This window comes from Klebsiella sp. HN106, from assembly GCF_051209435.1.
Classification (GTDB): Bacteria; Pseudomonadota; Gammaproteobacteria; order Enterobacterales; family Enterobacteriaceae; genus Klebsiella; species Klebsiella oxytoca.
This window is the reverse complement of record NZ_JBLURD010000001.1, coordinates 775349-802064: the sequence shown is the minus strand read 5'-3', so window position 1 is coordinate 802064 and position 26716 is coordinate 775349. Positions and strand designations below refer to the sequence as shown.

The 26716-nt window shown below is 61.8% G+C and carries 25 protein-coding genes and 1 pseudogene; 20 read left to right on the top strand and 6 right to left on the bottom strand.

All coding sequences use genetic code 11. The features are described from left to right. The first annotated feature begins 1 nt into the window (after position 1). From ACSIPU_RS03795 to ACSIPU_RS03785, 3 genes are read left to right on the top strand one after another with little or no spacing between them, the layout of a single operon-like run. A complete protein-coding gene (locus ACSIPU_RS03795) occupies positions 2 to 1321 on the top strand; it encodes an MFS transporter (protein ID WP_004102899.1) in 1320 nt (439 codons plus the stop codon). Between the two features lie 31 nt (positions 1322 to 1352). Then, positions 1353 to 2189: a shikimate dehydrogenase family protein gene (locus tag ACSIPU_RS03790; RefSeq protein WP_123829729.1), complete on the top strand. Its 837-nt coding sequence runs from the start codon at positions 1353 to 1355 to the stop codon at positions 2187 to 2189. A gap of 59 nt (positions 2190 to 2248) precedes the next feature. Beyond that, positions 2249 to 2989 (top strand): substrate-binding domain-containing protein, encoded by a 741-nt coding sequence (locus tag ACSIPU_RS03785; RefSeq protein WP_196557509.1) that lies wholly within the window; start codon positions 2249 to 2251, stop codon positions 2987 to 2989. Here ACSIPU_RS03785 and ACSIPU_RS03780 read toward each other — a convergent pair. The 4 genes from ACSIPU_RS03780 to ACSIPU_RS03765 form a co-directional block, all read right to left on the bottom strand. Continuing rightward, on the bottom strand, positions 2973 to 3722 hold the full coding sequence (locus ACSIPU_RS03780) for an ABC transporter ATP-binding protein (RefSeq protein ID WP_064397638.1): 750 nt from the start codon (positions 3720 to 3722) through the stop codon (positions 2973 to 2975). The genes ACSIPU_RS03785 and ACSIPU_RS03780 overlap by 17 nt on opposite strands. After that, positions 3722 to 4726, bottom strand: coding sequence for a FecCD family ABC transporter permease (locus tag ACSIPU_RS03775; RefSeq protein ID WP_023321168.1), 1005 nt, complete (start codon positions 4724 to 4726; stop codon positions 3722 to 3724). The genes ACSIPU_RS03780 and ACSIPU_RS03775 overlap by 1 nt, the downstream gene beginning before the upstream one ends. After that, positions 4719 to 5777, bottom strand: coding sequence for an ABC transporter substrate-binding protein (locus ACSIPU_RS03770; RefSeq protein WP_123829727.1), 1059 nt, complete (start codon positions 5775 to 5777; stop codon positions 4719 to 4721). Before ACSIPU_RS03770 ends, ACSIPU_RS03775 begins: the two co-directional genes overlap by 8 nt. 97 nt (positions 5778 to 5874) lie before the next feature. Then, positions 5875 to 6681 (bottom strand): DNA-binding transcriptional regulator, encoded by an 807-nt coding sequence (locus tag ACSIPU_RS03765; RefSeq protein WP_016807781.1) that lies wholly within the window; start codon positions 6679 to 6681, stop codon positions 5875 to 5877. A gap of 190 nt (positions 6682 to 6871) precedes the next feature. Between ACSIPU_RS03765 and ACSIPU_RS03760 the strand changes: the two genes are divergently transcribed. From ACSIPU_RS03760 to ACSIPU_RS03715, 10 genes are all read left to right on the top strand, one after another. Continuing rightward, positions 6872 to 8536, top strand: coding sequence for a bifunctional 3-(3-hydroxy-phenyl)propionate/3-hydroxycinnamic acid hydroxylase (locus ACSIPU_RS03760; RefSeq protein ID WP_004102885.1), 1665 nt, complete (start codon positions 6872 to 6874; stop codon positions 8534 to 8536). A 1-nt stretch (position 8537) separates the two neighbouring features. Beyond that, positions 8538 to 9482 (top strand): 2,3-dihydroxyphenylpropionate/2,3-dihydroxicinnamic acid 1,2-dioxygenase, encoded by a 945-nt coding sequence (mhpB, locus tag ACSIPU_RS03755; RefSeq protein WP_004102884.1) that lies wholly within the window; start codon positions 8538 to 8540, stop codon positions 9480 to 9482. 17 nt (positions 9483 to 9499) lie between these two features. Further along, positions 9500 to 10366: a 2-hydroxy-6-oxonona-2,4-dienedioate hydrolase gene (gene mhpC / locus ACSIPU_RS03750; protein ID WP_004102874.1), complete on the top strand. Its 867-nt coding sequence runs from the start codon at positions 9500 to 9502 to the stop codon at positions 10364 to 10366. A 9-nt stretch (positions 10367 to 10375) separates the two neighbouring features. Beyond that, complete coding sequence (gene mhpD, locus ACSIPU_RS03745) at positions 10376 to 11182, top strand: 2-keto-4-pentenoate hydratase (protein WP_142472131.1); 807 nt, start codon at positions 10376 to 10378, stop codon at positions 11180 to 11182. Beyond that, entirely contained in the window at positions 11175 to 12125 is a 951-nt protein-coding gene (gene mhpF / locus ACSIPU_RS03740) for an acetaldehyde dehydrogenase (RefSeq protein ID WP_023329808.1), read from the top strand. The genes mhpD and mhpF overlap by 8 nt, the downstream gene beginning before the upstream one ends. Beyond that, positions 12122 to 13138, top strand: coding sequence for a 4-hydroxy-2-oxovalerate aldolase (mhpE, locus tag ACSIPU_RS03735; protein WP_004102867.1), 1017 nt, complete (start codon positions 12122 to 12124; stop codon positions 13136 to 13138). The genes mhpF and mhpE overlap by 4 nt, the downstream gene beginning before the upstream one ends. 74 nt (positions 13139 to 13212) lie before the next feature. Next, positions 13213 to 14409 carry a 3-(3-hydroxy-phenyl)propionate transporter MhpT gene (gene mhpT / locus ACSIPU_RS03730; protein ID WP_435321610.1) on the top strand — a complete coding sequence of 399 codons (1197 nt, stop codon included), beginning with the start codon at positions 13213 to 13215 and terminating at the stop codon, positions 14407 to 14409. A 184-nt stretch (positions 14410 to 14593) separates the two neighbouring features. Further along, complete coding sequence (locus ACSIPU_RS03725) at positions 14594 to 15331, top strand: polyphenol oxidase family protein (RefSeq protein WP_108704949.1); 738 nt, start codon at positions 14594 to 14596, stop codon at positions 15329 to 15331. An 80-nt stretch (positions 15332 to 15411) separates the two neighbouring features. Beyond that, complete coding sequence (locus ACSIPU_RS03720; protein ID WP_004102864.1) at positions 15412 to 16815, top strand: CBM96 family carbohydrate-binding protein; 1404 nt, start codon at positions 15412 to 15414, stop codon at positions 16813 to 16815. Positions 16816 to 17101: 286 nt separating this feature from the next. Continuing rightward, positions 17102 to 17287, top strand: a complete 186-nt coding sequence (locus tag ACSIPU_RS03715; protein ID WP_108704952.1) for a hypothetical protein — start codon at positions 17102 to 17104, stop codon at positions 17285 to 17287. 65 nt (positions 17288 to 17352) lie between these two features. Here ACSIPU_RS03715 and ACSIPU_RS03710 read toward each other — a convergent pair whose 3' ends face one another. Together ACSIPU_RS03710 and ACSIPU_RS03705 are read right to left on the bottom strand one after the other, a co-directional pair. Next, positions 17353 to 18933, bottom strand: coding sequence for a rhodanese homology domain-containing protein (locus ACSIPU_RS03710; RefSeq protein WP_196557511.1), 1581 nt, complete (start codon positions 18931 to 18933; stop codon positions 17353 to 17355). Between the two features lies 1 nt (position 18934). Next, complete coding sequence (locus ACSIPU_RS03705) at positions 18935 to 19531, bottom strand: cysteine dioxygenase family protein (protein WP_196557512.1); 597 nt, start codon at positions 19529 to 19531, stop codon at positions 18935 to 18937. A gap of 107 nt (positions 19532 to 19638) precedes the next feature. Here ACSIPU_RS03705 and ACSIPU_RS03700 point away from each other — a divergent pair, with 107 nt between their 5' ends. The 7 genes and pseudogenes from ACSIPU_RS03700 (at position 19639) to ACSIPU_RS03670 (ending at position 26689) form a co-directional block, all read left to right on the top strand. Then, on the top strand, positions 19639 to 20532 hold the full coding sequence (locus tag ACSIPU_RS03700; RefSeq protein WP_004102856.1) for a LysR family transcriptional regulator: 894 nt from the start codon (positions 19639 to 19641) through the stop codon (positions 20530 to 20532). A 145-nt stretch (positions 20533 to 20677) separates the two neighbouring features. Then, positions 20678 to 21782, top strand: a pseudogene (locus ACSIPU_RS03695) (LLM class flavin-dependent oxidoreductase). Beyond that, positions 21760 to 22911: an acyl-CoA dehydrogenase family protein gene (locus tag ACSIPU_RS03690; RefSeq protein ID WP_032728375.1), complete on the top strand. Its 1152-nt coding sequence runs from the start codon at positions 21760 to 21762 to the stop codon at positions 22909 to 22911. The pseudogene ACSIPU_RS03695 and the gene ACSIPU_RS03690 overlap by 23 nt, the downstream one beginning before the upstream one ends. 11 nt (positions 22912 to 22922) lie before the next feature. Beyond that, a complete protein-coding gene (locus tag ACSIPU_RS03685; RefSeq protein WP_032728374.1) occupies positions 22923 to 23897 on the top strand; it encodes an ABC transporter substrate-binding protein in 975 nt (324 codons plus the stop codon). Then, positions 23894 to 24931, top strand: a complete 1038-nt coding sequence (locus tag ACSIPU_RS03680; protein WP_032728373.1) for an ABC transporter substrate-binding protein — start codon at positions 23894 to 23896, stop codon at positions 24929 to 24931. Before ACSIPU_RS03685 ends, ACSIPU_RS03680 begins: the two co-directional genes overlap by 4 nt. After that, a complete protein-coding gene (locus ACSIPU_RS03675) occupies positions 24912 to 25907 on the top strand; it encodes an ABC transporter permease (RefSeq protein ID WP_004113547.1) in 996 nt (331 codons plus the stop codon). Before ACSIPU_RS03680 ends, ACSIPU_RS03675 begins: the two co-directional genes overlap by 20 nt. Beyond that, on the top strand, positions 25901 to 26689 hold the full coding sequence (locus ACSIPU_RS03670) for an ABC transporter ATP-binding protein (RefSeq protein WP_004102846.1): 789 nt from the start codon (positions 25901 to 25903) through the stop codon (positions 26687 to 26689). The genes ACSIPU_RS03675 and ACSIPU_RS03670 overlap by 7 nt, the downstream gene beginning before the upstream one ends. The last annotated feature ends 27 nt before the right edge of the window (positions 26690 to 26716 follow it).

Sequence of the window (26716 nt, the reverse complement as noted above, 5' to 3'; positions counted from 1 at the left end):
TATGAACTCTTATAGCCACAATCACCCGACGGCGGCGGCCGCGTCCGGCGTGAGGCCCTCCCGGCGGCGTATCGGTATTCTTGCGCTGCTGGCCGTCGGCACCATGATCAACTATCTCGACCGTACGGTGCTGGGTATCGCCGCGCCGCAGCTGACCGCTGAGCTGGGTATTGATGCCGCAATGATGGGCATCGTGTTCTCCGCCTTTGCCTGGACCTACGCGCTGGCGCAGATCCCTGGCGGCATCTTCCTTGACCGCTTCGGCAACAAAGTGACCTATTTTCTGGCGCTGACCCTGTGGTCGCTATTCACCATGTTCCACGGCCTGGCGGTTGGCCTGAAAAGTCTGCTGTTGTGCCGCTTTGGCCTCGGCGTCAGCGAAGCGCCCTGTTTCCCGGTGAACAGTCGGGTGGTGAGCGCCTGGTTCCCGCAGCAGGAGCGGGCGAAGGCGACGGCGGTCTATACCGTCGGCGAATATCTCGGGCTGGCCTGCTTTTCGCCGCTGCTGTTCTGGATAATGGGCAGCTTCGGCTGGCGCGCGCTGTTTATTAGCGTCGGCGCGGTCGGCGTGATGTTCGCGCTGGTGTGGTGGCGCTGCTATCGCGAGCCGCATGAAGATAAACACCTCAATCAGCAGGAGCGCGAGCACATCGTCAACGGCGGCGGAATGTCCACCGGCGCAGAGCAGCATACCGCCTTTAGCTGGCCGTTGATTCGCCAACTGCTGGCGAAAAGACAGATTCTCGGCGCCAGCATCGGGCAGTTTGCCGGTAATACGGTGCTGGTCTTCTTCCTGACCTGGTTTCCAACTTATCTGGCCACCGAACGCCATATGCCGTGGATTAAGGTCGGCTTCTTTGCCATCATGCCGTTCCTGGCGGCGGCGGGCGGCGTGATGTTCGGCGGCTGGGTCTCGGATAAGCTGCTGAAGGCCACCGGTTCGGCGAATCTCGGGCGTAAACTGCCGATCATTGCCGGTCTGCTGATGGCGAGCACGATTATCTCCGCCAACTGGCTGACCAGCGATCTGGCGGTGATTCTGGTGATGTCGTTCGCCTTTTTTGGCCAGGGGATGGTGGGCCTGGGCTGGACGTTAATTTCCGATATCGCGCCGAAAGGCCTTGGCGGTCTGACCGGCGGCTTGTTTAACTTCTGCGCTAATCTTGCCGGGATCCTGACGCCGCTGATCATCGGTTTCATCGTCGCGGCCTCCGGCAACTTCTTCTACGCGCTTGTTTATATCGGTGGTGCTGCGCTGCTGGGCGTAGCGGCATATGTGTTTATTTTGGGTGACGTCAAGCGTATCGAACTTTCGCAGTAACGTGATGCAGTCGTTGTTAAAGGAGCAAGGAATGGTGATTAGTGGAAATACGCGGCTGATAGCGCATCTTGGCTATCCGACCGCGAAGTTTAAAGCGCCGATGATTTATAACCCGTGGTTTGCCGATCGACAGGTCGACGCCAAAGTAGTGCCGATTGGCGTGAAGCCTGAGGACTACGCCGCCTTTGTCCCGATGCTATTTAAAATGACCAATATTATTGGCGCGCTGGTCACCATGCCGCACAAAATCGCCACCTGCGGGCTGGTGCAGCATCTTAGCCCGACGGCGGCAATTGCGGGCGCCTGTAACGCGATTCGCCCCGAAGCCGACGGCACGCTCAGCGGTGATATGTTTGACGGAGAAGGCTTTGTTCTCGGTATCCGGCGCAAAGGGTTCGCGACGCAAGGGGCGCGGGCGCTGGTGGTGGGCAGCGGCGGCGTCGGCTCGGCCATTGCCGCATCGTTGGCGGCAGCGGGCGTCAGCGCCCTGACGCTGTACGACGTCCGCCCGCAGACGGCGGAAGCGCTGGCCGGACGTCTGCTCGAGCACTATCCTCGGCTGGATATCACTCTGATGCAGCGCGACCCGCAGGGGCACGATCTGGTGGTCAACGCTACGCCGCTGGGGATGAAAGAGGGCGATCCGCTGCCGCTGGACCCGCAGCGCCTGGCGCCGGGCACTTTTGTTGGCGAAGTGGTTATGGCCCAGGAATTTACTCCGCTACTGCAGGCCGCGCGGGCGGCGGGCTGCCCCATTCAGCGCGGCACCGACATGCTGTTTGAAATGATCCCGGCCTATCTGCGCTTCTTTAACCTGCCGGTGGCAACGCCGGAACAGCTGCGCGAACTGGCGGAAATTGGCTACTGAAATGATCTGAACCTGCGTTATTATAGCGCTGTATTTATGACTATATAGCGATGGTTCTTATGACTTCCTCCCTAAAGCTGCTGGCAGCGGGAAGCCTGAAAAGCGCTTTCATTCCGCTGCTGGCGCGCTTTCAGCAACAGACCGGCATCCCGGTCGACGTCCATTTCGGTCCGGCTGGTCTGCTGCGCGAGCGCATTGAGGCCGGAGAGCCGTGCTCCGTGTTCGCCTCGGCCAATAGCCATCATCCGCAGGCGCTGCGTCAGGCGGGGCTGGCCGGAGAGTGCTATTGGTTCGCCCGAAATCAGCTGATGCTGACCGTCCGGCGCGACGCGAAAACCGAGGCGCGGGAGTGGCTGACGCTGCTCAGCGACCCGGGCTTGCGTCTGGCAACCTCAACGCCGGGCTGCGACCCTTCAGGCGACTACACCTGGCAGCTTTTCTCCCGCATTGAAGAGCGCTGTCCCGGCGTCGGTGCCGCCATCATGGCGCGCGCGCGTCCGCTGGTAGGCGGCCGAGACTCGCTGCCGGTGCCTGCGGGAGAAACCGCCGGGGCGTGGCTCATTCGGCAAAATTTAACCGATCTGTTCATCGGCTATGCGCATTACGCCGCGCAGATGGCGGCGTGCAGCGATCTGCGCACGCTGGTTATTCCGCCGGCGTGGAATGTTCGCTGCGATTATCAACTGACGCAGATTGAACAGAGCGCCGGGGCGCAGCGTCTGTGCCGCTTTATCCTCGGCGGAGAGGGCCAGCGTTTTCTGAAAAACGCCGGCTTTTTAGCCATCAACGGCGAATCGTAAACTGCGGGGCCAGCAGCGGCAGCGCCGAGCCCGGGTGACAGATTTTGCGTACCGCCAAACCATACGCGCGCTGAAGATTCTCTTCCGTCAGTACGGTGGTGGATTCTCCCGCCAGCCATTCACCGTCGGGGAGCAGTAGCAAAGTCTGGTTCGCTACCTGCAGGGCGTGGGTGGGATCGTGCGTGGTAAACAGCACCGTCCGCTTCTGGCGATATGCCAGGTCGCTAATCAGCTGCAGCACCAGCTGCTGATTGGCCAGATCCAGCGCCGAGCAGGGTTCATCCAGCAGGATATTCTGGCTGGCTCCCACCAGCGCCCTGGCGATGAGCACCAGCTGCTGCTGGCCGCCGGACAGCGCACGGAACACCTTGTCGGCGAGCGTCGCGATCCCCAGCTGCGCCAGCGCCTCCTGGACCTGGCGCTCGTCGTCCGCCGATGGCTGAGCGAACAGGTTAACGTGGCGCGCCCGCCCCATCAGCACCACGTCACGTACCAGCCAGCTAAAGGCTGGACGAAAATGCTGCGGCACGATGGCGATACCGCCGGTGCCGGTAAACTGGCCGCCGAGCGGCGCCAGGACGCCGGTCAGGGTATCGAGCAGGGAGCTTTTGCCGCGGCCGTTGGCGCCAAGTACCGCCCAGATATCACCGGAGCGGCACTGCAGGTTCAGCGGTGCGAATAGCGGTCGGCTATAACCGTAGAGCAGGTTGCTTAAATTCAGGGAAAGGGTCATCAGCGCGCGCCCGTGCGTCGCGACTGCACCAGCAGCCAGGTGAACAGCGGCGCGCCAAGCAGCGCGGTGATAATACCAATGGGAATTTCGGCCTGGGTTAGCGTGCGGGCAAGGTCATCGACGACGATCATAAAACCGCCGCCGAGCCAGAAGGCGATAGGGAGAAGACGCCGGTGATCGGCGCCGGTCAGCAGCCGCGCCAGATGCGGGATCACCAGCCCGACCCATGCGATGCTGCCGCTGACCGCCACCTGAGCGGCGACCAGCACCGCGCAGCATACCAGCACCCCGCGACGCAGCGCGGTCACCGAAACGCCCAGCCCGCGGGCATCTTTTTCCTCCAGCGCCAGCAGGTTAATCCGCCAGCGGAGCCTGAACAGCACCATCGCGGCGCAGGCTACCGGTAGCGCCATCAGCAGGACTTTATGCCAACTGGCGGTGGCAAAGCTGCCGAGCAGCCAGAAGACGATATTCGGCAGCGTTTCTTCGGTATCGGCAAGATACTGCATCAGGCTCACCAGGGCGGCAAAAAAGCCGCTGAGGATAATTCCTGAGAGGATCAGTACCAGGGTACTTTCGCGCCCCTGCAGCGCGGCGATTAGATAGACCAGCATCAGCGCGGCAAGGCCGAAGAGAAAGGTCGAGGTCATCATCAGCGCGGCATTGAGTCCCAGCAGAATCGCCAGCGTCCCGCCGAAAGCGGAGCCGGAGGTGACGCCGATGATATGCGGGTCGACCAGCGGGTTCTGGAACACCCCTTGTAAGGTGGCCCCGCACAGCCCCAGCGCGCCGCCAGCCAGCAGCGCCATCACGATCCTCGGCAGTCTGACCGACCACACCACCTGACCGGCGACGCCGTCGAGGGGGGAAAGATGCGCCAGCTGGCGAAAAACCTCCGCCAGGCTTAACGGATACTGCCCGAGGCAGATAGAGGCGAGTGCAATCATGAGCGTCACCAGCGCGAGGGTACAGTGCAGCAGAGCCGGATGACGATGACTAAGCATCCGGCGACCACTTCACGCGGTAGAAACGCTGATAGTACTCCTGCGCCTTCGCATCGACATCAATGGTGTTATAGCGTGATGGATAGAGCTTTTTCGCCATCCACAGCTCGCCAATCGCCAGCGCCTCCGGCATCGGATAGCCCCAGGCCTTGGCGTACTCCGGCATCAGCCACACGCGATGGTTTTTGACCGCGTCAATGCTCTGCCACTGCGGGTCGTTTTGTATCTGTTTGACCACCTCCGGGTAGCGGTCCTGAACGAAAATTACCTGCGGATCCCACTGTAGTACCTGCTCCAGCGAGACCTGGCGCGCCCCCTTCACGCTGGCGGCGGCTACGTTCAGCGCTCCGGCGTGCTTCATCATCAGGCCGGTATATTTGCCCGAACCGTAGGTGTTGAGATCCGGATTGGCCATATACACCCGCACCCGCTCATTTTCCGGGATATCGGCAACCGGCGCATTGGCCAGACTGCGCGCGCTGAAGGTGTAATCAATCAGCTGTTCGGCCTGATCCTGGCGACCGACCACTTCGCCAATCAGGCGGATCCCCTGTTTCAGCCCCTCATTGTAGGCCTGCTCTTCATTGGCCATTGTCGGGTTCATTTTGTTTTTCTCCCCTGCGGCATCCTGGCGCAGAGAGATCGCCACCACCGGGATCCCGGCGCTCTGGATCTGCTGGATCATCGCCTGCGGCGCATAGTTGGCAACGAAGACTACCTGCGGATGCAGCGCCAGCAGGCTCTCGATATTGACCTGGGTGAGATCGCCTGGCATCGGCAGTTTTTCAATGTTCGGCATAAAGCGCGCAAACTGCGGGCCAAGCTGTTTTTTCCAGCTGCTCAAGACGCCGACGACGTCATCAGCAGCATTAAGTTGCACCAGCAGGTTTAAGGTTTGATGCTGGAGCACCACGGCGCGGGTGACGCGGTCGGGGAGGGTGACTTCACGGCCCAGCTGGTCGGTGAGGGTGCGCTCGGCAAAGGCCTGACCGGCGAACAGGCTGGCGCCTGACAGCGTCAGGAGAAATAAAACGTGCGGGTATCTGAACATAACAGGCTCGGCAGCAAATGAATAATCGTTATATATTAGAATATACAACGTAGCCGGGCGCAATGGCTAACGGGCTATTTACCCCTTATGGACAGGGCTACTGATAGAAAACCTCTTCATCGGACATCCGTTCCTCTATCTGCCTTGCGACCTTTTGCAGCGAGGCGAGATGCTTTTGCGCCGCCTGGTCGATGGTCATAGCTTTGGCCATATAGACCAGGTTCAGGCAGCCGATAACCCGCTGCCGACGGCGAACGGGAACGGCAATGGAGGCGATTTTCTCCTCCTGCTGCCAGCCGCGAAAGTTTTCACCGTAGCCGTTTTGCCGGGTGCGTTCGAGAATGGCGGCCAGTTTTTCCGGCTCGCGCGCCAGCTGATACTCCGCTTCCGGGCGGGCAGCCAGCATATCGATGATCGGGCGTCGTTCGTGTTCCGGCGCGAAAGCCAGCCAGGTTAACCCGGAGGCGGTCAGCAGCAGCGGCAGGCGGCGGCCGACCATTGCCCGGTGGAAGGAGAGGCGGCTGAAGCGGTGGGTGGTTTCGCGCACCACCATCGCATCGACGTCCAGGGTGGTGATATCGGTCGGCCATAAAACCTCGCGCAGCAGCTCGCCAAGCAGCGGCGTGGCGAGGGCAGAAATCCAATGTTCGTCACGAAATCCCTCACTTAACTGACGCACTTTAATCGTCAGGCGAAAGCTGTCATCGGAGCGGCTGCGGCGCACGTAACCCTCATCCTGCAGCGTTTCCAGCAGCCGCCTGACGGTCGTACGATGCAGACCGCTAAACTCGGCCAGGGTGCTGACCGTCGCGCCTCCGTCGAATTTATTTAACAAATTTAATAACAATAATCCGCGGCTCAATCCGCGTACCGTTTTGTATTCCGCCGACGAATTCTCGTTCATGCATCCTCAATAAAAATCAGTTTAAACAAGCTTGTGCACCAGGTGCACATCAGGTGATGTTTTGATTGTAGCGTAAATCGCCAACCCTATACTGACCTCACAATAAAAATAAATTCACATTTAGTTAACAAATTGCCTCGCTGACATTAGTGCAGTGGCGGCAATTTGTCCGAAGCGTGAGGTTTTGAAAATGACAACATCCAATCCTGATATCCAGCCCGCCGTACAGCACAGCGCGCAGGTCGCGATTGCCGGCGCCGGCCCGGTTGGCCTGACGATCGCCAACTACCTCGGGCAGATGGGCGTCAGCGTGGTGCTGATCGAGAAGCTCGAGTCGCTGATCGATTATCCCCGCGCCATCGGTATCGACGATGAGGCGCTGCGGGCGATGCAGGCCGTGGGGCTGGTAGATAACGTGCTGCCGCATACCACGCCGTGGCACGCGATGCGCTTTCTCACCCCCAAGGGGCGCTGCTTTGCCGATATTCAGCCGATGACCGACGAGTTTGGCTGGTCGCGCCGTAACGCGTTTATTCAACCGCAGGTCGATGCCGTGCTGTACGACGGACTCAGCCGCTTTCCCCACGTGCGCTGCCTGTTTTCCCGCGAAGTTGAAGCCTTTAGCCAGAATAGTGACGGTGTCACGTTAAATGTTAAAGGCAGCGGCGGCGAGCGGGAAACCGTTCGCGCCGACTGGCTGGTGGCCTGCGACGGCGGAGCCAGCTTTATTCGCCGCACGCTGAATATTCCTTTTGAAGGGAAAACCGCGCCGAATCAATGGATTGTTATCGATATTGCCAACGATCCGCTGGCGACGCCGCATGTCTATCTGTGCTGCGACCCGGTGCGCCCGTACGTCTCCGCCGCGCTTCCGCACGGCGTCAGGCGTTTCGAATTTATGGTCATGCCCGGCGAAACCGAAGCCCAGCTCAGCGAGCCGCACAAGATGCGCCAGCTATTGAGCAAAGTGCTGCCGGACCCGGATAACGTCGAACTGATTCGCCAGCGCGTCTATACCCATAACGCACGCATCGCCGAACGCTTTCGCGTCGATCGCGTGCTGCTGGCGGGCGACGCGGCGCACATCATGCCGGTCTGGCAGGGACAGGGTTACAACAGCGGTATGCGCGATGCTTTTAACCTGGCCTGGAAACTGGCGCTGGTGGTGAACGGCAAAGCCGGAGAGGCGCTGCTGGACAGCTACCAGCAGGAGCGGCGCGATCACGCCAAAGCGATGATCGACCTGTCGGTCACCGCCGGCAACGTCCTGGCGCCGCCGAAACGCTGGCACGGCGCGGTGCGCGACGGAATTTCGTGGCTGCTGAATTATCTGCCGCCGGTCAAACGCTACTTCCTTGAAATGCGTTTCAAGCCGATGCCGCAGTACCGCGACGGCGCGCTGCTGGCGGAAGGCGAAGGCAAAACGTCTCCGGTTGGCAAAATGTTTATCCAGCCGAAGGTCACGCTGGAAACGGGGCAGGTGACGCTGCTCGATGAGGTGATTGGCGCCAGGTTCGCCATTATCGCCTGGGGCTGCAATCCCCGGTGGGGGCTCACCGACGAGCAGATTGCGCGCTGGCGCGCGGTCGGGGTGCAGTTCATTCAGGTCGTGCCGGAAGTACAGATTCATTGCGATCAGGACAACGTGCCCGGCGTTATCCGCGTGGGCGATACGCAAAACCGCCTGAAAAACTGGTTCGCGCAGCACGATACCGCCATCGCCGTGGTGCGTCCGGATCGCTTCGTCGCGACCGTGGCTATCCCGCAAACCCTCGGCAAAAAGCTCAACGCGCTGGCGAGCAAGATGCAGGTGGCCTCCGCGCAAGCGCCAACCGTGATTGAACAGGTGGCCTGATATGAACGCTTATCTTCATTGCCTCTCGCATACGCCGCTGGTGGGTTACGTTGACCCGGAACAGGCGGTGCTGGACGAAGTTAACGGCACCATTGCCGACGCGCGGGCGCGTATTGCCGCTTTCGATCCGGAGCTGGTGGTGCTGTTTGCCCCCGATCACTACAACGGCTTTTTCTACGATGTGATGCCGCCGTTCTGTTTAGGCATCGGCGCAACTTCTATCGGCGATTTCAGCAGCGCCAGCGGCGTTCTGCCGGTGCCGACGGCGCTGGCGGAGGCCTGCGCCCACGCTGTGATGAAGGAGGGCATCGATCTGGCGGTCTCCTACTGCATGCAGGTGGATCACGGCTTCGCGCAACCGCTGGAGTTCCTGCTCGGCGGGCTGGATACGTTGCCGGTTCTGCCGGTGTTTATCAACGGCGTGGCGTCGCCGCTGCCGGGCTTTCAGCGTACCCGCATGCTGGGCGAAGCCATCGGCCGCTTTCTGACCACCCTCAATAAACGGGTATTAATCCTCGGCTCCGGCGGCCTGTCGCATCAGCCGCCGGTACCGGAGCTGGCGAAGGCCGATGCCCATATGCGCGACCGGCTGCTGGGCAGCGGCAGGCAGCTGCCGCCGGACGAACGGGAACTGCGCCAGCAGCGCGTGATTAGCGCGGCGAAGCAGTTTATCGAGGATCAGCACTCGCTCTATCCGCTCAATCCGGTCTGGGATACCCGCTTCATGAGCCTGCTGGAGCAGGGGCGGCTGGCGGAGCTGGACGCCGTCAGTAACGAAGAGCTTTCGGCAATGGCCGGGAAATCAACGCACGAAATTAAAACCTGGGTGGCCGCCTTTGCCGCGCTATCCGCATTTGGCCGCTGGCGCTGCGAAGGTCGCTATTACCGACCAATCCCCGAGTGGATTGCCGGGTTTGGCTCGCTGAGCGCCACAGTGCAGAACTGAATTAACGGGAGAATATGATGAGCTACCAACCGCAAACCGAAGCCGCCACCAGCCGCTTTCTCAACGTGGAAGAGGGCGGAGAAACATTACGCATCCATTTTAATGACTGCGGCCAGGGTGACGAAACCGTGGTGATGCTGCACGGCTCCGGCCCCGGAGCTACCGGCTGGGCCAACTTTAGCCGCAATATCGACCCGCTGGTGGAGGCGGGCTATCGGGTCATTCTGCTGGACTGCCCCGGTTGGGGGAAAAGCGATGCTATCGTCAATCGCGGCTCCCGCTCCGACCTGAACGCCCGGGTGCTGAAAAGCGTCATTGATCAGCTGGATATCAGCAATGTGCATTTGCTGGGCAACTCGATGGGCGGACACAGCGCGGTGGCCTTTACCCTCAGCTGGCCGGAGCGCGTCGGCAAACTGGTGCTGATGGGCGGCGGAACCGGCGGCATGAGCCTGTTTACGCCGATGCCGACGGAAGGCATCAAGCTGCTGAACGGCCTGTATCGCGAACCGACCATCGAAAACCTGAAAAAGATGATGAACATCTTTGTTTTCGATCCCCGCGATCTGACTGACGCCCTGTTCGACGCGCGTCTCAACAACATGCTATCGCGCCGGGAGCATCTGGATAATTTCGTCAAAAGTCTCGAAGCCAACCCGAAGCAGTTCCCGGACTTTAGCCCGCGTCTCGGCGAAATCCGCGCGCAGACCCTGATCGTCTGGGGGCGTAACGATCGCTTCGTGCCGATGGACGCCGGGCTGCGCCTGCTGGCGGGCATTAACGGTTCCGAACTGCATATCTATCGCGACTGCGGCCACTGGGCGCAGTGGGAGCACGCGGAGAGTTTTAACCAACTGGTGCTCGATTTTCTGGCACGTGCCTGAGGAAGCCGAATGACAACTTTATCTCTTGAACACCTGGCGCAACGGTTGCGTGAGGCGGAAAGTCGCGGCCGGGCGATTGAACCGCTGCGAGCTCTCCTCGGCGTCGACAACGCCGAAGCGGCCTATGCTATCCAGCGGATGAACGTGCAGCACCACGTGGCGAACGGCCGCCGGGTGGTGGGACGCAAGGTGGGATTGACCCATCCTAAAGTGCAGCAGCAGCTGGGCGTTGACCAGCCGGACTTCGGCACCCTGTTTGCCGACATGTGCTACGGCGATAACGCCGATGTGCCGTTCTCCCGGGTGCTGCAGCCGAAGGTGGAAGCCGAAATCGCCCTGGTGCTGAAACAGGATCTGCCGCATGCCGATACCACTTTTGATGAGCTGTATGCCGCCATCGACTGGGTGCTGCCGGCGCTGGAAGTGGTCGGCAGCCGTATCCGCGACTGGTCGATTGGCTTTGTCGATACGGTCGCCGATAACGCCTCCTGCGGCGTTTACGTTTTGGGCAGTCCGGCGCGGCGCCCGGATGGGCTGGATCTGAAACATTGCGTGATGCGCATGACCCGTAACGAGGAAGAGGTCTCCAGCGGGCGCGGCAGCGAATGCCTTGGCCATCCGCTGAACGCGGCGGTGTGGCTGGCGTGCAAAATGGCCAGCCTCGGCGAGCCGCTGCGGGCGGGCGATATCGTGCTCACCGGAGCGTTAGGCCCGATGGTGGCGATTACCGCCGGCGATCGTTTTATCGCCCATATCGACGGTTTAGGTTCAGTGGCGGCGACCTTTGTCGCCGAAGAGGAACAGCGTGATGAGTAAACGTAAAGTCGCCATTATCGGCTCCGGCAATATCGGCACCGATTTAATGATCAAAATTCTGCGCCACGGGCAGCACCTGGAGATGGCGGTGATGGTCGGCATCGACCCTGAGTCTGACGGCCTGGCCCGCGCCCGGCGTATGGGCGTCGCCACCACCCACGAGGGCGTTGGCGGGCTGATGCAGATGGCGGAATTCGCCGATATCGATGTGGTTTTTGACGCCACCAGCGCCGGGGCGCACGTGAAAAACGACGCCGCGTTGCGGGAAGCCAAACCGGGGATCCGCGTGATCGACCTGACTCCAGCGGCCATCGGCCCGTACTGCGTGCCGGTGGTCAATCTCGAGGCCAATCTTGCCGAGGGTAACGTCAATATGGTGACCTGCGGCGGCCAGGCCACTATCCCGATGGTGGCGGCGGTATCCAGAGTGGCAAAAGTGCACTATGCGGAGATCGTCGCCTCGATTGCCAGCAAATCTGCCGGACCGGGGACGCGCGCTAACATTGATGAATTTACCGAAACCACCTCGCAGGCCATTGAGAAAGTGGGCGGCGCGGCGAAAGGCAAAGCGATTATCGTGCTGAATCCGGCGGAGCCGCCGCTGATGATGCGCGATACCGTTTATGTCCTGAGCGAAGCGGCATCGCAGCAGGCGGTTGCCGCGTCGATCGCCGAGATGGCGGCGGCGGTGCAGGCCTATGTGCCGGGATATCGCCTGAAGCAGCAGGTGCAGTTTGAGGTCATCCCGGAAGATAAACCGGTGAATCTGCCGGGCGTCGGCCGCTTCTCCGGCCTGAAAACGGCGGTTTACCTCGAGGTCGAAGGGGCGGCGCACTATCTGCCCGCTTACGCGGGTAACCTCGATATTATGACGTCGGCGGCGCTGGCGACGGCGGAAAAAATGGCCCAGGCGATGAATGACGCGACGGGAGAAGCAGCATGAACGGCAAAAAACTCTATATCTCCGACGTGACTCTGCGCGACGGGATGCACGCGATTCGCCATCAATACTCACTCGACAATGTACGCCAGATTGCCCGGGCGCTGGATAGCGCGGGAGTGGATTCAATCGAAGTCGCCCACGGCGACGGCCTGCAGGGTTCCAGCTTTAACTACGGCTTCGGCGCGCACAGCGACCTGCAGTGGATTGAAGCGGCGGCGGAGTCGGTCAGCCAGGCGAAGATCGCGACTTTACTGCTTCCCGGCATCGGTACCCTGCATGACCTGAAAAATGCGTATCAGGCAGGCGCGCGGGTGGTGCGCGTGGCCACCCACTGCACCGAGGCGGATGTTTCCGCGCAGCATATCGCCTTCGCCCGCGAGCTGGGCATGGACACCGTCGGCTTCCTGATGATGAGCCATATGACCACTCCGGAGCAGTTGGCGCAGCAGGCGCTGAAAATGGAATCCTACGGCGCGACCTGTATCTACGTTGTCGATTCCGGCGGGGCGATGAATATGCGCGATATTCGCGATCGTTTCCGCGCCCTCAAATCGGTGCTGAAGCCGGAAACCGCCACCGGGATGCACGCGCACCATAACCTGAGTCTCGGCGTCGCCAACTCCATCGCCGCGGTGGAAGAGGGCTGCGACCGCATCGACGCCAGCCTGGCGGGGATGGGCGCCGGTGCGGGCAACGCGCCGCTGGAGGTGTTTATCGCCGCCGCCGATAAGCTCGGCTGGAATCATGGCACCGATCTGTATGCCCTGATGAACGCCGCCGATGAGCTGGTGCGCCCGCTGCAGGATCGCCCGGTGCGGGTTGACCGCGAAACGCTGGCGCTGGGCTATGCCGGGGTTTACTCCAGCTTTCTGCGCCACAGCGAAGTGGCCGCCGAGCGCTACGGCCTGAGCGCGGTGGATATCCTCGTCGAACTGGGCAAACGGCGGATGGTGGGCGGTCAGGAGGATATGATCGTCGACGTCGCGCTGGACCTGCTCAATCGTCATCAATAAAAGCAACGCGCGGCTGGCAACGTATCAGCCGCCATTTACCTGCTCCGCTTGTCCGGATATCGCAAAGGTACCCTATGACCCAAACAACGACTGCAAGCAATTCGCGCCTGATGTTAACCGTCGGGCTCTGTTTTATGGTGGCCCTGATGGAAGGGCTGGATCTCCAGGCGGCGGGCATCGCCGCCGTCGGCATGGCGCAGGCGTTCGCGCTGGATAAAATGCAGATGGGCTGGATTTTCAGCGCCGGGATCCTCGGCCTGCTGCCCGGCGCGCTGGTGGGCGGCATGCTGGCGGATCGCTACGGCCGCAAGCGAATTCTGCTCGGCTCGGTGCTGCTCTTCGGCCTGTTCTCAATCGCCACCGCGCTGGCATGGAATTATCCGACGCTGCTGCTGGCGCGCCTGTTAACCGGCGTCGGGCTTGGCGCGGCGCTGCCGAATCTGATTGCTTTAACCTCCGAGGCCGCGGGTCCTCGTTTTCGCGGCAGGGCGGTCAGCCTGATGTACTGCGGCGTGCCCATCGGCGCGGCGCTGGCGGCGGCGTTGGGCTTTTTCGGCCTTGCCGCGGCCTGGCAAACGGTGTTCTGGGTCGGCGGTATCGTTCCGCTGCTGATGGTGCCGTTATTGATGCGCTGGCTGCCGGAATCGCAGGCGTTTCGGCGCAGCGCACAGGGCGTGCCGCTACGCACGCTCCTTGCGCCGGGCAACGCCGCCGCTTCTCTGCTCCTGTGGTTGTGCTATTTCTTTACGCTGCTGGTGGTCTATATGTTGATCAACTGGTTGCCGATGCTGTTAGTTGGCCAGGGATTCAGCCCCAGCGAGGCGGCGGGGGTGATGTTTGTCCTGCAGTTCGGCGCCGCCTGCGGGACGCTGCTGCTGGGGGCGCTGATGGATAAGCTCAGTCCGCTATGGATGTCGCTGCTAATTTATATCGGCATGCTGGCGTCGCTGCTGGCCCTGGGAACCGCGTCCTCGCTGACCGCAATGCTCTTCTCCGGCTTTGTCGCCGGCCTGTTTGCCACCGGCGGCCAGAGCGTGCTGTATGCGCTGGCTCCGCTGTTCTATCGCACCGAAATCCGCGCCACGGGCGTGGGAACGGCGGTGGCGATTGGCCGTCTCGGCGCGATGAGCGGTCCGCTGCTGGCTGGCAAAATGCTGGCGCTGGGCACCGGCACCGTCGGGGTGATGGCGGCGTCCGCCCCCGGCATTCTGCTGGCGGGCGTGGCGGTGTTCTGGCTGATGAGCCGACAAAAGCGCGCCGCGCTGGCCTGAGCATTTCCGTTTATTCCCGGGGACGGCGCGGTAAACCCGCGCCTTGTCCGGGCTACCGGCCCGCAGAAGTTTGTTGCTTGTAGCCCGGCTAAGCGCAGCGCGAGCCGGGGCGCTGTCCTTCGCCTTGCGCATCTCTCTACTTTGGCATAGGTTAAATCATCATCCATTGATTCTTCCGGGCATCATGTCTTTTACCTCCCGCTTACTGAGCACTATCCCCGGCATCCGCTATGCCTTTCTCGACGTCCATGAAACCGCCGCCTTTCCCTATAGCGAAATGGCGCCAGTTAAACTGGTTCACAGCAACATCGTGCATGAGTATCTGGCGCCGCAGGCGGAGCGACCCCATGCCGATGCGATGTTTACCGCCGTCAGCGGGCAAAAGATAGGGGTAGTGACCGCCGACTGTCTGCCGCTGCTGATGGCGTCGCGCGATGGGCGCTATATTTGTAGCGTCCACGCAGGCTGGCGCGGCGCGGCCAGCGGAATTATTGAAAATAGCCTGGCGTTGTTTCAGCGTTATCACGTCGCCCCGCAAGATCTGGTGGTGGTGAGCGGGCCGCATATTCACGCCTGCTGCTACGAAGTCACCGCCGACTTCTATCAGGCTCTGCTGGCAATGCCCGCAGGCGAGCTGGCAAAGCGCCATCGGGAGCAGCTCTTCCTGCCCTATCAGGCGGCGTCAGTGGGGGAGCAGGCGCAAGCGACCGCTGACGACAATGTCTGGTTCGATCTGCGGGCCTTTGCCCATCTCCTGCTGCGCAGCGCGGGGGTGCCGGAGGAAAACATGGAGTGGCTGGGGAGCTGTACCTACTGCACGCCGCAGCTGCTGGGGTCGTTTCGTCGGCGCACGCATTTCCCGGCGCCGAAGTCATTTCAGTACTCATGGATCATGCGCGAACCTGATAGTGCGGGCCGATGAGGCGAAATGATATTTGATGATGTGTAACATCGGCGGGCGTTTGCTATCTCTGCACTCCTTCAAACAAGGAGGATTGCAAAATGAAATTGAACCCGTTCGCTTTAACTCTTGCGCCGCTGCTGGCCGCCGGCGCGTTTTCTGCTCATGCCGGCCCGCAGGCCCACGTGGTCTGCGCTTATCACCATACGTTGGGCGATGACGCCATTATGATGTTCGGCAAACCGAATCAGGCTATGTGGCATGATTTTTTTGGCAACACCCATACTGACGCAGTGTCGACCTATCAGACGCTGCGCGACCAGCCGGAAACCACCTGCGATAACAAAGCCGACAGCTCCGCCTACTGGGCGCCATCGCTGAAGCTGCCTGACGGTCAGGTGGTCGCGCCGGCTTATCAAAAAACCTACTACCAGACCAGCAAAGTCGAACAGCATCCGCTGCATCCGTTCCCGGCCGGTCTCGAACTGCTGGCGGGCGATCATCACGGTTCTGCTCCCAGTTCGCGCATTACCTTTCTCTGCGCCAACGGCAATGGCTATACCAATAAGGCCGATCAGATTTGCGGGCTGCGCAAAGCGGGGGATGCGGTACAGTTTAATATCGGTATCCAGTTCCCCAACTGCTGGGATGGCGTCAACCTGAAACCGACGCACGGCCACAGTAACGCGACATACGACGTCAATGGCGCCTGTCCAGGCGATTACCCGGTGAAAATTCCGACCGTAAACATGAACGTGGCATACGTTCTGCCGCAGATAAAAACGCTGGATACGGCAAAAATTCAGCTTTCAATGGATCCGGTCATGGACGGCGACAAGCGTCAAGAGCGCTGGGGCAGCATCTATACGGCGCACGCGGATTTCATGAACGGCTGGACGGTTGAGGCAGCGCACTATATGACCGAGCGCTGCATGAATAAGGGGATCGACTGCGGTAGCGCGGTGCCTTATGGCTTCTCCACGGTAGAGGAGAACGCGCTGGTGGACAGCACCGAGCCGACGGTGACCCATGCCGCTCCGGAAAATCTGGTGGTCAGCGATAACTGGAAAAACGGCGGGCGCACGCATAACCCGGAAACCATGACGCTGGTGAAATTCCCAATCCCGCCGCTGCCGCAGGGTCAGGACGCTTCGCTGTTTAAATATCAGTTGCGGATCTACGGTGGAAAAGTGGAAACCAACGGCGCGGATCAGATTTTCCTCTATCCGGCGAGCAACGACTGGAGCGCAAACAGTGTGACCTGGAATCATCGTCCGTCCTGCAACTACAGCTCTGATGGGGTTTTGTATCTTAATTCAAAGCGTGAATACCGGACGATCGATGTTGATAAAGCGGTGCGCAAGGCGCTGGCTGAGGGCAAAACCGAGATCTCGTGGTATATCGGCGGAGACCGTCAGGGCAACCGCTATCATTTCGATCCCGCGGGGTCGCAGCAGGAGCCGATGCTGATGCTGATGGGCTTTAAAAATACGCCGGAGATCTGATCGCAGCTATACCCCGGGAGCAGAGTACAGCGCGGCATAATTTCCCGGAGGCGATGCTGCGCCTATGTCCCGGCTACGGGATGGCAGATGGCGGTGAACCTGTAGCCCGGGCGGGCGCTTTGCGCCGCCCCCGGGAGCAGAGAACAGCGCGGCATAATTTCCCGGAGGCGATGCTGCGCATCTGTCCGGGCTACGGGCTGGCAGATGGCGGTGAACCTGTAGCCCGGGCAGGCGCTTTGCGCCGCCCCGGGAGCAGAATATAGCGCGGCATAATCTCCCGGAGGCGATGCTGCGCATCTGTCCGGGCTACGGGATGGCAGATGGCAGTAAACCCGTAGCCCGGGCAGGCGCTTTGCGCCGCCCCCGGGAGCAGAGTGCAGTGCGGCATAATTTCCCGGAGGCGATGCTGCGCATCTGTCCGGGCTACGGGATGGCAGATGGCGGTAAACCTGTAGCCCGGGCAGGCGCTTAGCGCCGCCACCGGGAGCTGAGTACAGGGGCCCGTAGCCCCGCTAAGCGCAGCGCGAGCGGGGGAAATCACAATACCTTAAACCCGTGCGTACCATCGCGCGCCAGCTGTTCAACCAGGCCGAACTCCCAGTCGAGGTAGGCCTGCATTGCAGCCGGGGAGTTATCGGTACCTTCATATGGGCGCTGATAGCGATCGCTGCGCGGCGTCGCCAGATGCGTCTCGCCATGCTCCAACGCCAGTCCGGCATCAATCCACGCCAGGGTGCCGCCGCTCAGCAGCTGCACCTGTTTACCGGTTAAAGCCGCTACCTCCGGCACCGCGTAGCGGGCCAGCAGGCTGCTGCCGCAGGTGACAACGTAACGTTCTCCTTGCGGTATCACCTCCAGCGCCTGGCGCAGCTGCGAACGAACCAGCCAGTAAGCGCCCGGGATATGCCGGGCGACATAGTTGGCGCTGGTGGTGAAGTCCAGCACCACGGTGCCGGGTACCCGCAGCTGTTCCGCTAACTGCTGTGGCGAAATCTCCTCCGCCTGCGGCCCCGGCGGTACTTTGGCCGCGGGGGTACCGCGCTCGCTAAAGTCTTCAGGGCGCGCATCATTTAACACCGCCACTTCCCACCCCATCTGCGCCAGCCAGGACGCCGTTATCGGTGCGCGTATCGCGTCATCGGCAATCAGCACAATCCGCGCTCCGCGCACGCTGGCGAAATGGTCGGTTTCCTGCACCAGCTGCCCGCCGGGCGCGCTAACGCTCAGCGGCAGATGGCCTGCGGCGTACTCCTCCGGGCTGCGAACGTCAAACAGGTAAGTCGTACGCGCGGGCTGCCGCAGCCAGCGCTGAAGGGTTGCGGTGTCTATAAAGGCGACGCCGGCGCGCTCCGCCAGCTGTCTCACCGCCGTCGCGCGTTCGACTGAGGCGCGAAAATCGGCATCGTAGCGGCGCTGCTGGCCGCGCTCAAGGTCAAGCCCGGCTAAGGTCCAGCCGATGGTGCCGTTGCGCAGCGCGTAGACCGGATTGGGCAAACCGGCGTTGCGCAGCGACTGCGTGCCGATAATACTGCGCGTGCGCCCCGCGCAGTTGACGATCACCGTCGCCTGCGGTGACGGAATCAGGCCCTCGATGCGCAGCGCCAGCTCCCCGCCGGGCACGCTGATGCTGCCGGGAATATTCATGGTGTGATACTCATCGAAATGGCGCGCGTCGACGACCACCACCTCCTGTTGACCCTCGAGCAGCGCCTTCACTTCCCCGGCGCTCAGCGAGGGGGTATGCCGCTCGCTCTCTACCAGCTCGCCGAACGCTTTACTCGGCGAATTCACGTCCTGAAACAGCTCCCCGCCGCTGCGTTGCCACCCCGAGAGGCCGCCTTCCAGCAGCGCGACATCCTGATAACCCCAGCTCTGCAGACGCTCGACGGCCCGCTCCGCCAGACCTTCGCCGCCGTCATAGACGGTAATCGGCGTCGTCAGGCGCGGCACGCGTCGAAAAACATCCAGCTCCAGTTTGCTGAGCGGCAGATTAGCGGCAAACAGCGGATGGCTGCGGGCAAAGTCGGCCTCTTCGCGAACATCGATCAGCGCCAGCTCCGCGCCGTCAAGCAGCGCCTGGCGCAGCTGAGCGGTCGGGCGATAAGAACAGATGGGCATATTAATTATCCTTTGAGAGATTCCAGATATTGGGCAAGTGGCGATTGGAGTAACCGGAGACAAAAGGTTTGACGAGGCCTTCCGGGGTATAAACCGCGCGCCTGACGCCGCCGATATTGCCGCCGTAAACGTGAATACTGATCGAGACGCTATCCGCGAGGGCGTTGCTCACCCGGTGAATATCGCCATCGCGGGAAGAGACTTTTTCTACTTCACCAGGGGAGAGGCGTTCGGCAACGCCGCTGACCACCGGCTGGCCGCGCTCGTCCAGGCGGTAGCGCTGATTCTCCTCCGCGCCGCGCAGCATGCCGATGGCGCCCCACACCCGATGATCGTGAATCGGCGTCGATTGTCCAGGCCCCCAGACGAAGCTGACGATGGAAAATCGCTGTCCGGAATCGGCATGCAGTAGATACTGCTGATAGTGGTGAGGGTGTGGCAGGGTGTACTCTTCCGGCAGCCAGTCATCTTTTTTTACCAGCGTGGCCAGGCGCTGAGCCACAGCGTCAAGCAGGGCTGGCTCATCGGCAAATTCGCGATGCAGGGCATCAAGGTCCTGAATAAACTGGCGTAATTTTTCCACTCGCGGTGCGGTCATGGTTGCTTCCTGTTGTCGGGACTGGTCTTTACGCTAGCAAAGGCGTTAATATAATTAAAATGCAATTTCCGCATATATTAATATGCAAAAATCACATTAAGGACGCTATGCGCATCGATGACATTGACGCACTGCTGGCCACCGTGCAGTTCTCCTCGCTTAATCAGGCCGCGGAATATCTCGGTATTACCCAATCGGCGATAACCCGCCGACTTCAGCGACTGGAGCAAACCCTCAACGTGACGCTGCTGGAGCGTCAGACCCGGCCGCTCACCCTGACCGCCGCCGGGCACCGGGTTTACGAGCAGTGCCTGAGCATCAAGCGGGAGACCAAAAAGCTGTACGGCCTGCTCGACCCCGAGGCCGAGCCGCACGGCATCCTGCGTCTCGGGGTTCCGCAGAGCGTGGCGGAAATTGCGCTGCAGCCGGCGCTGACCGCGCTGCGCCAGCAGTTTCCCGCCCTGAGACCGCAGGTGACCTGCGGCTGGAGCGGGCTGCTGCAAAAGCGCCTTGAAAGCGTCGAGCTGGACGGCGTGCTGGCGATGGGGCCGGAACAGCAACGCTTTGCTGAGGGCTACGGCGGGCGCTTGCTGTGCCCGCTGGATATTGCGGTGATTGCGGCCAAAAGCTGGCGTCTTCACGCCGGGGCGCTGCGCGACTGCGCGGAAAAAGGCTGGGTGCTTAATCCCGACGGCTGCGGCCTGCGGGCCGGGCTGATTCGCGAGCTGCAGTCCCAGGGGCTGCGTCTGGCGCTGAATGTTGAGACCGCCGGCGCTCAGCTGCAAATCAGCCTCGTGGCGCAAGGGCTGGGGCTTGGCCTGGTCCCGCGCGCCGCGCTGGCCGCCAGCCCGTGGCGCGATGAGGTGACAATATTGACGCTGGCGGATTTCCAGCCCGAGGTGCATCTGTGGCTGGTTCACGCGCAGAATCTGGCTAATCTGAGCCAGCCGCTGACTTTTTTCGCCGGCAAAGTCGTTCAGCAGCTAAACGTATCTGGCTGAAACGTATATATAATTTTTATAAATGCTTATCTTGCATATTAAGATATGATAAAAATGCATTTTGTTCATTAAGAGCCCGTGTATAGGGTAATGAAAACGCGCCGCCGCGGCGGCCCACTCATTATCCTGCTACAAGGAGTTCTGCATGAGCATTCAATTTCTCGGCATGATCGGCCACCGCCTGTCGTCGGAAACCATCGCCCCGGTCGGCCCCATTTTTGACCGCGATTACATCGTGCGTTTCGCGCAAACCCACGAGGCCGCCGGGTTTGACCGCCTGCTGGTAGGCCACTGGTCCGATCAACCCGACGGATTCCTGGTGACCGCGCTGGCGGGCCTGTCGACGCAAAAGATCGGCTTCCTGTTGGCTCATCGTCCCGGTTTTGTCTCGCCGACCCTCGCCGCGCGTAAGTTCGCTACCCTTGAACATCTGCTGGGCGGACGGCTAGCGGTGCATATCATCAGCGGCGGCAATGACGCCGAACAACGCCGCGACGGCGATTATCTCGATCACGACCAGCGCTATGCGCGTACCGATGCCTTCCTTGAGACCGTCCGCAAGGTATGGACCGCCGAACAGCCGGTGGATATCGCCAATGATTTTTATCAGGCGGAACAGGCGTGGTCGGCGATACGCCCGCTGCAAAAACCGCATATCCCTCTCTACTTCGGCGGCTCGTCGGAAGCCGCTATCGCCGTGGCCGGCAAGCACGCCAGTGTTTTCGCTCTGTGGGGCGAGTCGCTGGCGCAAACTGAGGAAACCATCCAGCGCGTGCGGGCCGAGGCGGCGAAACATCAGCGAGAAATCGACTTCAGCGTCTCGTTCCGGCCGATTATCGCCGCGACCGAAGCTGAGGCCTGGGAAAAAGCCGAGCATATTCTGCACGTCGCCACCGAACGGGCGGCGCAGAGCGGGGACGGCTTCAAAGCCAAGCCTGACAGCGTCGGGGCGCAGCGTCTACGGGCCACCGCAGCGCAGGGCAAGGTGGTAGATAAACGTCTGTGGACCGGAATTGCGCAGCTGGTGGGCGGCGGCCACAACTCTACCGCGCTGGTAGGGACTCCGGAACAGGTTGCTGACGCGCTGCTCGATTATTACGACCTCGGCGTGCGCAACTTCCTGATCCGCGGATTCGATCCGCTCAACGATGCCCAGGAGTACGGTAAAGCGCTGCTGCCGATCGCCCGCGAAAAAGCGGCCCTGCGCGCCGCGGCGGAGCGCGCATCGTGAAACATCCGGCTACCGATGAGTGGGCGCGACGGCTCGCGGAGATTCGCCACCTGATGGCGGAGCAGGCGGCCAGCCTCGACGCCAGCGGCGACTTTCCCCGCGACAATATCGACCGTCTGCGCCAGCGCGGCTTTTTAAGCCTCGCCGTACCGCTGCAGTACGGCGGGGCAGGTGCCGATCTTCCCAGGCTCCAGCAGGCGATTGCCGCTATTGCCTGGGGCGAACCGGCGACGGCGCTGATCGTCTGCATGCAGTACCTGCATCATCTGCGGCTGGCGGAAAACGAGAACTGGTCCGAGCCGCTGCGCCAACGGGTTTTTCACGATGCCGTCGAGCGGGGAGGATTGATCAACAGCCTGCGCGTGGAGCCGGAACTGGGCTCCCCGGCGCGCGGCGGCCTGCCGCAAACCGTGGCGACCCGCCGCGCGGAAGCGGAAGGGTGGCAGATTAATGGCCATAAAATTTATACCACCGGTATTGAGGGGCTGAGCTGGCTGGCCATCTGGGGCCGCAGCGACGACGCTCCGCCGCTGGTCGGCACCTGGCTGGTGCCGCGCGAAAGTGACGGTATTAGCGTCGTCAAAAGCTGGGACCACGGCGGAATGCGGGCAACCGGCAGCCATGAAGTGGTGCTCAACAACGTGCAGGTGGCCGCCGATCACGCGGTGGATGTATGGGCTGCCGATGCGCCTCCCGCGCCGGATGCTGAACAGTTTCGCCTGTTTGCCAACCGCCACACGGCGCTACTGGCGGCAATTTACGACAGCATCGCGCGGGCGGCCCGCGACTGGCTGGTGTCCTGGCTGGGTACGCGTATCCCGGGGAGCCTTGGGCAACCGCTTTCCAGCCTGCCGCGGGTGCAGGAAAAAGTCGGCCAGATTGACGGCTGGCTACTGGTCAATCGCAGTCTGCTGGAAAAGGCCGCGCAGCTGGGCTTTTCCGCCTTTGAGGCGAATCTCGCGAAAGTCACGATTACCGACAACGCCATTCAGGCGGTAAACCTGGCGCTGGAGCTCACCGGCAACCATGGCCTGAGTCGGCAAAATCCTCTGGAACGCCACTATCGTAACGTGCTGTGCGGACGGGTACACACCCCGCAGAGCGACAGCGCGTGGCTGGCGGCCGGCAAACACGCTTTTCAAAAATAAGGATAATTCTCATGCGCAGATTTAATGTTACCGCTTTAGGCGGCGCGATCATACTGCTGGTCCTCAGCGGCTATGCGGCGGCTCAGGAGCGAATCACCCTGCGAATTGCCGATCAAAAAGGCGGCATGCGTTCGCAGCTGGAGGCCGCCAACGCCCTGCAGAATCTCCCATATGAGATTAAATGGGCCGAGTTTCCGGCCGCCGCGCCGCTGGCGGAAGCGCTTAACGCCGGGGCGGTGGATGCGGGGATAATCGGCGATGCGCCGCTGCTGTTCGCGCTGGCTAACGGCGCGCCGGTTAAAGCCATCGCCGTCGATAAAAGCAACCCGGCCGGCACCGCGGTGCTGGTCTCGCCCGGCAGCGCGTTGAAAAGCGCCGCGGATTTAAAAGGCAAACGCATCGCTACCGGTAAAGGATCGATTGGCCACTTTGTGGCGCTGAAAGCGCTGGAGCAGGCGGGAATTTCGCCAAAGGATGTGCAGTGGGTGTTTCTCGGTCCGGTGGACGCCAAAGTGGCGCTGCTCAACGGTTCGGTTGATGCCTGGGCGACCTGGGAGCCGTACACCACGCAGCTGGTGAAGACCGCCGAGGGGCAGATCCTGGTCAGCGGCAAAGGGTTGCTGCCGGGCAACACCTTCCTGGCGGCAACCGATGATGCCCTGAAGGACCCGCAGAAGCGCGCGGCGCTGCAGGATTACCTCAATCGCCTGGCCGGCGCCGAGCGCTGGGCGTATGTCAATCTCGATAGCTACGGTAAAACCCTGGGGGAGATTATTCGCTTCCCGGCGGATATCGCCCGCGCGCAGTTTGCCAATCGCCAGTCGCAGTGGCAGCCTCTGAACGCGAAGACGGTCGCTCAGCAGCAGTCGACGGCGGATTTTTATCTCGCCAACGGGCTGATCCGCGCGAAGCTGGACGTGACGCCGACGTTTGATAACGGCTTTAGCGTGCCTGCCGCGCAGGCCCATGCGGAGGCGACGCCATGATAACCTCTGCTTTTTCCCGCCGTCGTTTCTTACGCTTGACCGGCAGCCTTGCGCTGGCCGGCGCATCCCTGCCGCTTTGGGCTCACGATATGGCGGCCATGGCGAGCGGTGAGGAACACCCGGCCCTGCGCCTGGCGCAGCCGTACAAAATCAAGCTGGCGATTAACAAAAGCGCGGTGTGCCTGGCGCCAGTCGCCGTCGCCGAGCAGCAGAAGATCTTCAGTAAATACAATCTCGACGTGGAGTTCGTTAACTTCGGCAACTCGACGGACGTGCTGCTGGAGGCGATTGCCACCGGCAAGGCCGACGCTGGCGTCGGGATGGCGCTGCGCTGGCTGAAGGCGCTGGAGCAGGGCTTCGACGTGAAGCTCACCGCCGGAACCCACGGCGGCTGCCTGAACCTGCTGACGGCGAAAAACTCGCCGTTCGGCGGCCTGGAGAGCCTGAAGGGGCAAACCATCGGCGTCACCGATATGGCCGGGCCGGATAAAAACTTTTTCGCCATCTTGCTTAAGCGCCACGGTATCGATCCGATAAGCGATGTGCAGTGGAAAGTCTATCCGGCGGATTTGCTCAGCGTGGCGCTGGATAAACGCGAAATCGCCGCCATCAGCGGCAGCGAACCCTTTAGCTATCGTCTGCTGGCAACCGGTAAATATCAGCTTATCGCCAGCAATATGACCGGCGATTATGCCAGGCTGAGCTGCTGCGTACTGGGGGTCAGCGGTAGCCTGGCGCGCGATCATAAACCGGCCGCTGCCGCGCTCACCCAGGCGATTCTTGAGGCGCACAGCTATGCCGCCGCGCACCCGGAGAGCGTGGCGCAATCCTTCCTCGCCCATGCGCTGAATACCAATGAGGCGGAGGTCAGCGGCATTCTCCACGGCCAGGGGCACGGTCATCACGCGGTGGGCGAAGCGTTTGTTAAAGAGCTGACCCAGTACGCGGTGGATCTTCAGCGGGTGCAGGTCATTAAACCGGGAACCGATCCCCATCAGTTTGCGGAGAGCATTTATGTCAACGTTTTCGCCTGAACGGGCGCTGGCGCGCCCGGCAAGCGGCAGGCCGCGGTGGACGGAAGGCTGGCTGGCCGCCGCGCTGTGGCTGCTGGGCGGCTTGTATACGCTGGCCTGGCCCGATGCCGGGCGGCGCTGGCCGTTTAGCGAAGGGTGGGCGCTGGCGCAGTTCACCCTCGGCGGCGGGCTGCTGGTGCTGGCGCTGAGCTACCGCTACTGGCGGCAGCGGGGGACGCGTCTGCAGCATGCCGGAAAGTGGCTGGCGCTGCTGCCGCTGCTCTTTGCGCTGTGGGAAGGGCTGACGGCAAAGACGGCATTTTTGCCGGTGCCGTTTTTCGCGCCGCCGCAGGCGCTGATTGAGGTGCTGCACGATGACTGGCCGCGCCTGCTCGATAGCCTTCTGCATTCGCTGGGGCTGCTCGGGCTCGGGGTGCTGCTGGGCACCAGTTGCGGTTTTATCAGCGGGCTGGCGATCGGCTGGTCCCAGCGGATCGGCTACTGGGTGCATCCGGTGTTACGTCTGCTGGGGCCGGTGCCGTCCACCGCGCTGCTGCCGCTGTGCCTGTTTATCTTCCCTTCCAGCTTTGGCGCCAGCGTGTTTCTGATCGCGCTCAGCACCTGGTTCCCGGTGACCGTGCTGACCTGGTCCGGGGTTATCGGCATCGATAAGGCGTGGTATGACGTGGCGCGTACCCTGGGCGCCAGCCAGCGTTTCCTGATCCTGCGCGTGGCGATCCCCGCCGCCTTGCCGAACGTTTTTGTCGGCCTGTTTATGGGGCTGGGCGCGTCGTTTTCGGTGCTGATTGTCGCCGAAATGGTCGGCGTGAAATCCGGGATCGGCTTTTATCTGCAGTGGGCGCAGGGCTGGGCGGCCTATCCCAATATGTACGCGGCGCTGCTGGTGATGGCGCTGCTTTGCTCCGGCCTGATTAGCGGGCTGTTTATGGTGCGCGACCGGCTGCTGAGCTGGCAGCGGGGAGGGATGCAATGGTAACCGCGAACGCCACTTCTCAGGCGGCATCGACCGGCGCGGCGGTGTCGATAAGCCATCTGCATCATGCTTTTACCCTCGGCAAACGGACGGTGCCGGTGCTGGAGAATATCAGCCTGCAGTTGCGGCCCGGAGAAAGCGTCGCGCTGCTCGGCCCTTCAGGCTGCGGTAAATCCACTCTGCTGCGGCTGCTGGCGGGACTGGAGCCGCAGCAGGCCGGGCAAATTCAGATTGATGAGGCGGCGATGGGCGGGCCGGGGCCCGAGCGAATACTGGTGTTTCAGGACCCGACCCTTTATCCGTGGCTGACGGTGCGGCAAAACGTGCTGCTGGGGCCGCAGGCGCAGGGGAAAAAGGGGCTTGAGCCAAAGGCCGACGCGCTGATTGCGCGAATGGGTCTGCAGGCGTTTAGTGAGGCGTTGCCGCGCCAGCTTTCCGGCGGGATGGCGCAGCGTGCGGCGCTGGCGCGCGCGCTGCTGAATGAACCGCGTCTGCTGCTGCTCGACGAACCGTTGGGCAAACTGGATTCGCTTACCCGCATCAGCATGCAGCGGGAGCTGATCGCCCTGTGGCAGCAGCAGGGCTATACCAGCCTGCTGGTCACTCACGATATCGAAGAGGCGCTGCTACTGTGCGATCGGGTGTTAATCATGTCGCCTCGGCCGGGGCGGATTATCGCCGAGTTTGCGCTGCCGCTGGCGTATCCTCGCCATCGCGACAATCCGCTGCTGCTGCAGCATCGTCAGGATATTCTGCGTATTCTTGGCCAGGGAGAGGATTGGTAAGGCAACGTGCTAACCGGGGGCGTGCTC

Excerpts from the sequence above, each read along its gene's own strand:
- ACSIPU_RS03795 (WP_004102899.1), top strand. The coding sequence starts at position 2 with ATGAACTCTTATAGCCACAATCACCCGACGGCGGCGGCCGCGTCCGGC.
- ACSIPU_RS03790 (WP_123829729.1), top strand. The coding sequence starts at position 1,353 with ATGGTGATTAGTGGAAATACGCGGCTGATAGCGCATCTTGGCTATCCG.
- ACSIPU_RS03785 (WP_196557509.1), top strand. The coding sequence starts at position 2,249 with ATGACTTCCTCCCTAAAGCTGCTGGCAGCGGGAAGCCTGAAAAGCGCT.
- ACSIPU_RS03780 (WP_064397638.1), bottom strand. The coding sequence starts at position 3,722 with ATGACCCTTTCCCTGAATTTAAGCAACCTGCTCTACGGTTATAGCCGA.
- ACSIPU_RS03775 (WP_023321168.1), bottom strand. The coding sequence starts at position 4,726 with ATGCTTAGTCATCGTCATCCGGCTCTGCTGCACTGTACCCTCGCGCTG.
- ACSIPU_RS03770 (WP_123829727.1), bottom strand. The coding sequence starts at position 5,777 with ATGTTCAGATACCCGCACGTTTTATTTCTCCTGACGCTGTCAGGCGCC.
- ACSIPU_RS03765 (WP_016807781.1), bottom strand. The coding sequence starts at position 6,681 with ATGAACGAGAATTCGTCGGCGGAATACAAAACGGTACGCGGATTGAGC.
- ACSIPU_RS03760 (WP_004102885.1), top strand. The coding sequence starts at position 6,872 with ATGACAACATCCAATCCTGATATCCAGCCCGCCGTACAGCACAGCGCG.
- mhpB (WP_004102884.1), top strand. The coding sequence starts at position 8,538 with ATGAACGCTTATCTTCATTGCCTCTCGCATACGCCGCTGGTGGGTTAC.
- mhpC (WP_004102874.1), top strand. The coding sequence starts at position 9,500 with ATGAGCTACCAACCGCAAACCGAAGCCGCCACCAGCCGCTTTCTCAAC.
- mhpD (WP_142472131.1), top strand. The coding sequence starts at position 10,376 with ATGACAACTTTATCTCTTGAACACCTGGCGCAACGGTTGCGTGAGGCG.
- mhpF (WP_023329808.1), top strand. The coding sequence starts at position 11,175 with ATGAGTAAACGTAAAGTCGCCATTATCGGCTCCGGCAATATCGGCACC.
- mhpE (WP_004102867.1), top strand. The coding sequence starts at position 12,122 with ATGAACGGCAAAAAACTCTATATCTCCGACGTGACTCTGCGCGACGGG.
- mhpT (WP_435321610.1), top strand. The coding sequence starts at position 13,213 with ATGACCCAAACAACGACTGCAAGCAATTCGCGCCTGATGTTAACCGTC.
- ACSIPU_RS03725 (WP_108704949.1), top strand. The coding sequence starts at position 14,594 with ATGTCTTTTACCTCCCGCTTACTGAGCACTATCCCCGGCATCCGCTAT.
- ACSIPU_RS03720 (WP_004102864.1), top strand. The coding sequence starts at position 15,412 with ATGAAATTGAACCCGTTCGCTTTAACTCTTGCGCCGCTGCTGGCCGCC.
- ACSIPU_RS03715 (WP_108704952.1), top strand. The coding sequence starts at position 17,102 with ATGCTGCGCATCTGTCCGGGCTACGGGATGGCAGATGGCAGTAAACCC.
- ACSIPU_RS03710 (WP_196557511.1), bottom strand. The coding sequence starts at position 18,933 with ATGCCCATCTGTTCTTATCGCCCGACCGCTCAGCTGCGCCAGGCGCTG.
- ACSIPU_RS03705 (WP_196557512.1), bottom strand. The coding sequence starts at position 19,531 with ATGACCGCACCGCGAGTGGAAAAATTACGCCAGTTTATTCAGGACCTT.
- ACSIPU_RS03700 (WP_004102856.1), top strand. The coding sequence starts at position 19,639 with ATGCGCATCGATGACATTGACGCACTGCTGGCCACCGTGCAGTTCTCC.
- ACSIPU_RS03685 (WP_032728374.1), top strand. The coding sequence starts at position 22,923 with ATGCGCAGATTTAATGTTACCGCTTTAGGCGGCGCGATCATACTGCTG.
- ACSIPU_RS03680 (WP_032728373.1), top strand. The coding sequence starts at position 23,894 with ATGATAACCTCTGCTTTTTCCCGCCGTCGTTTCTTACGCTTGACCGGC.
- ACSIPU_RS03675 (WP_004113547.1), top strand. The coding sequence starts at position 24,912 with ATGTCAACGTTTTCGCCTGAACGGGCGCTGGCGCGCCCGGCAAGCGGC.
- ACSIPU_RS03670 (WP_004102846.1), top strand. The coding sequence starts at position 25,901 with ATGGTAACCGCGAACGCCACTTCTCAGGCGGCATCGACCGGCGCGGCG.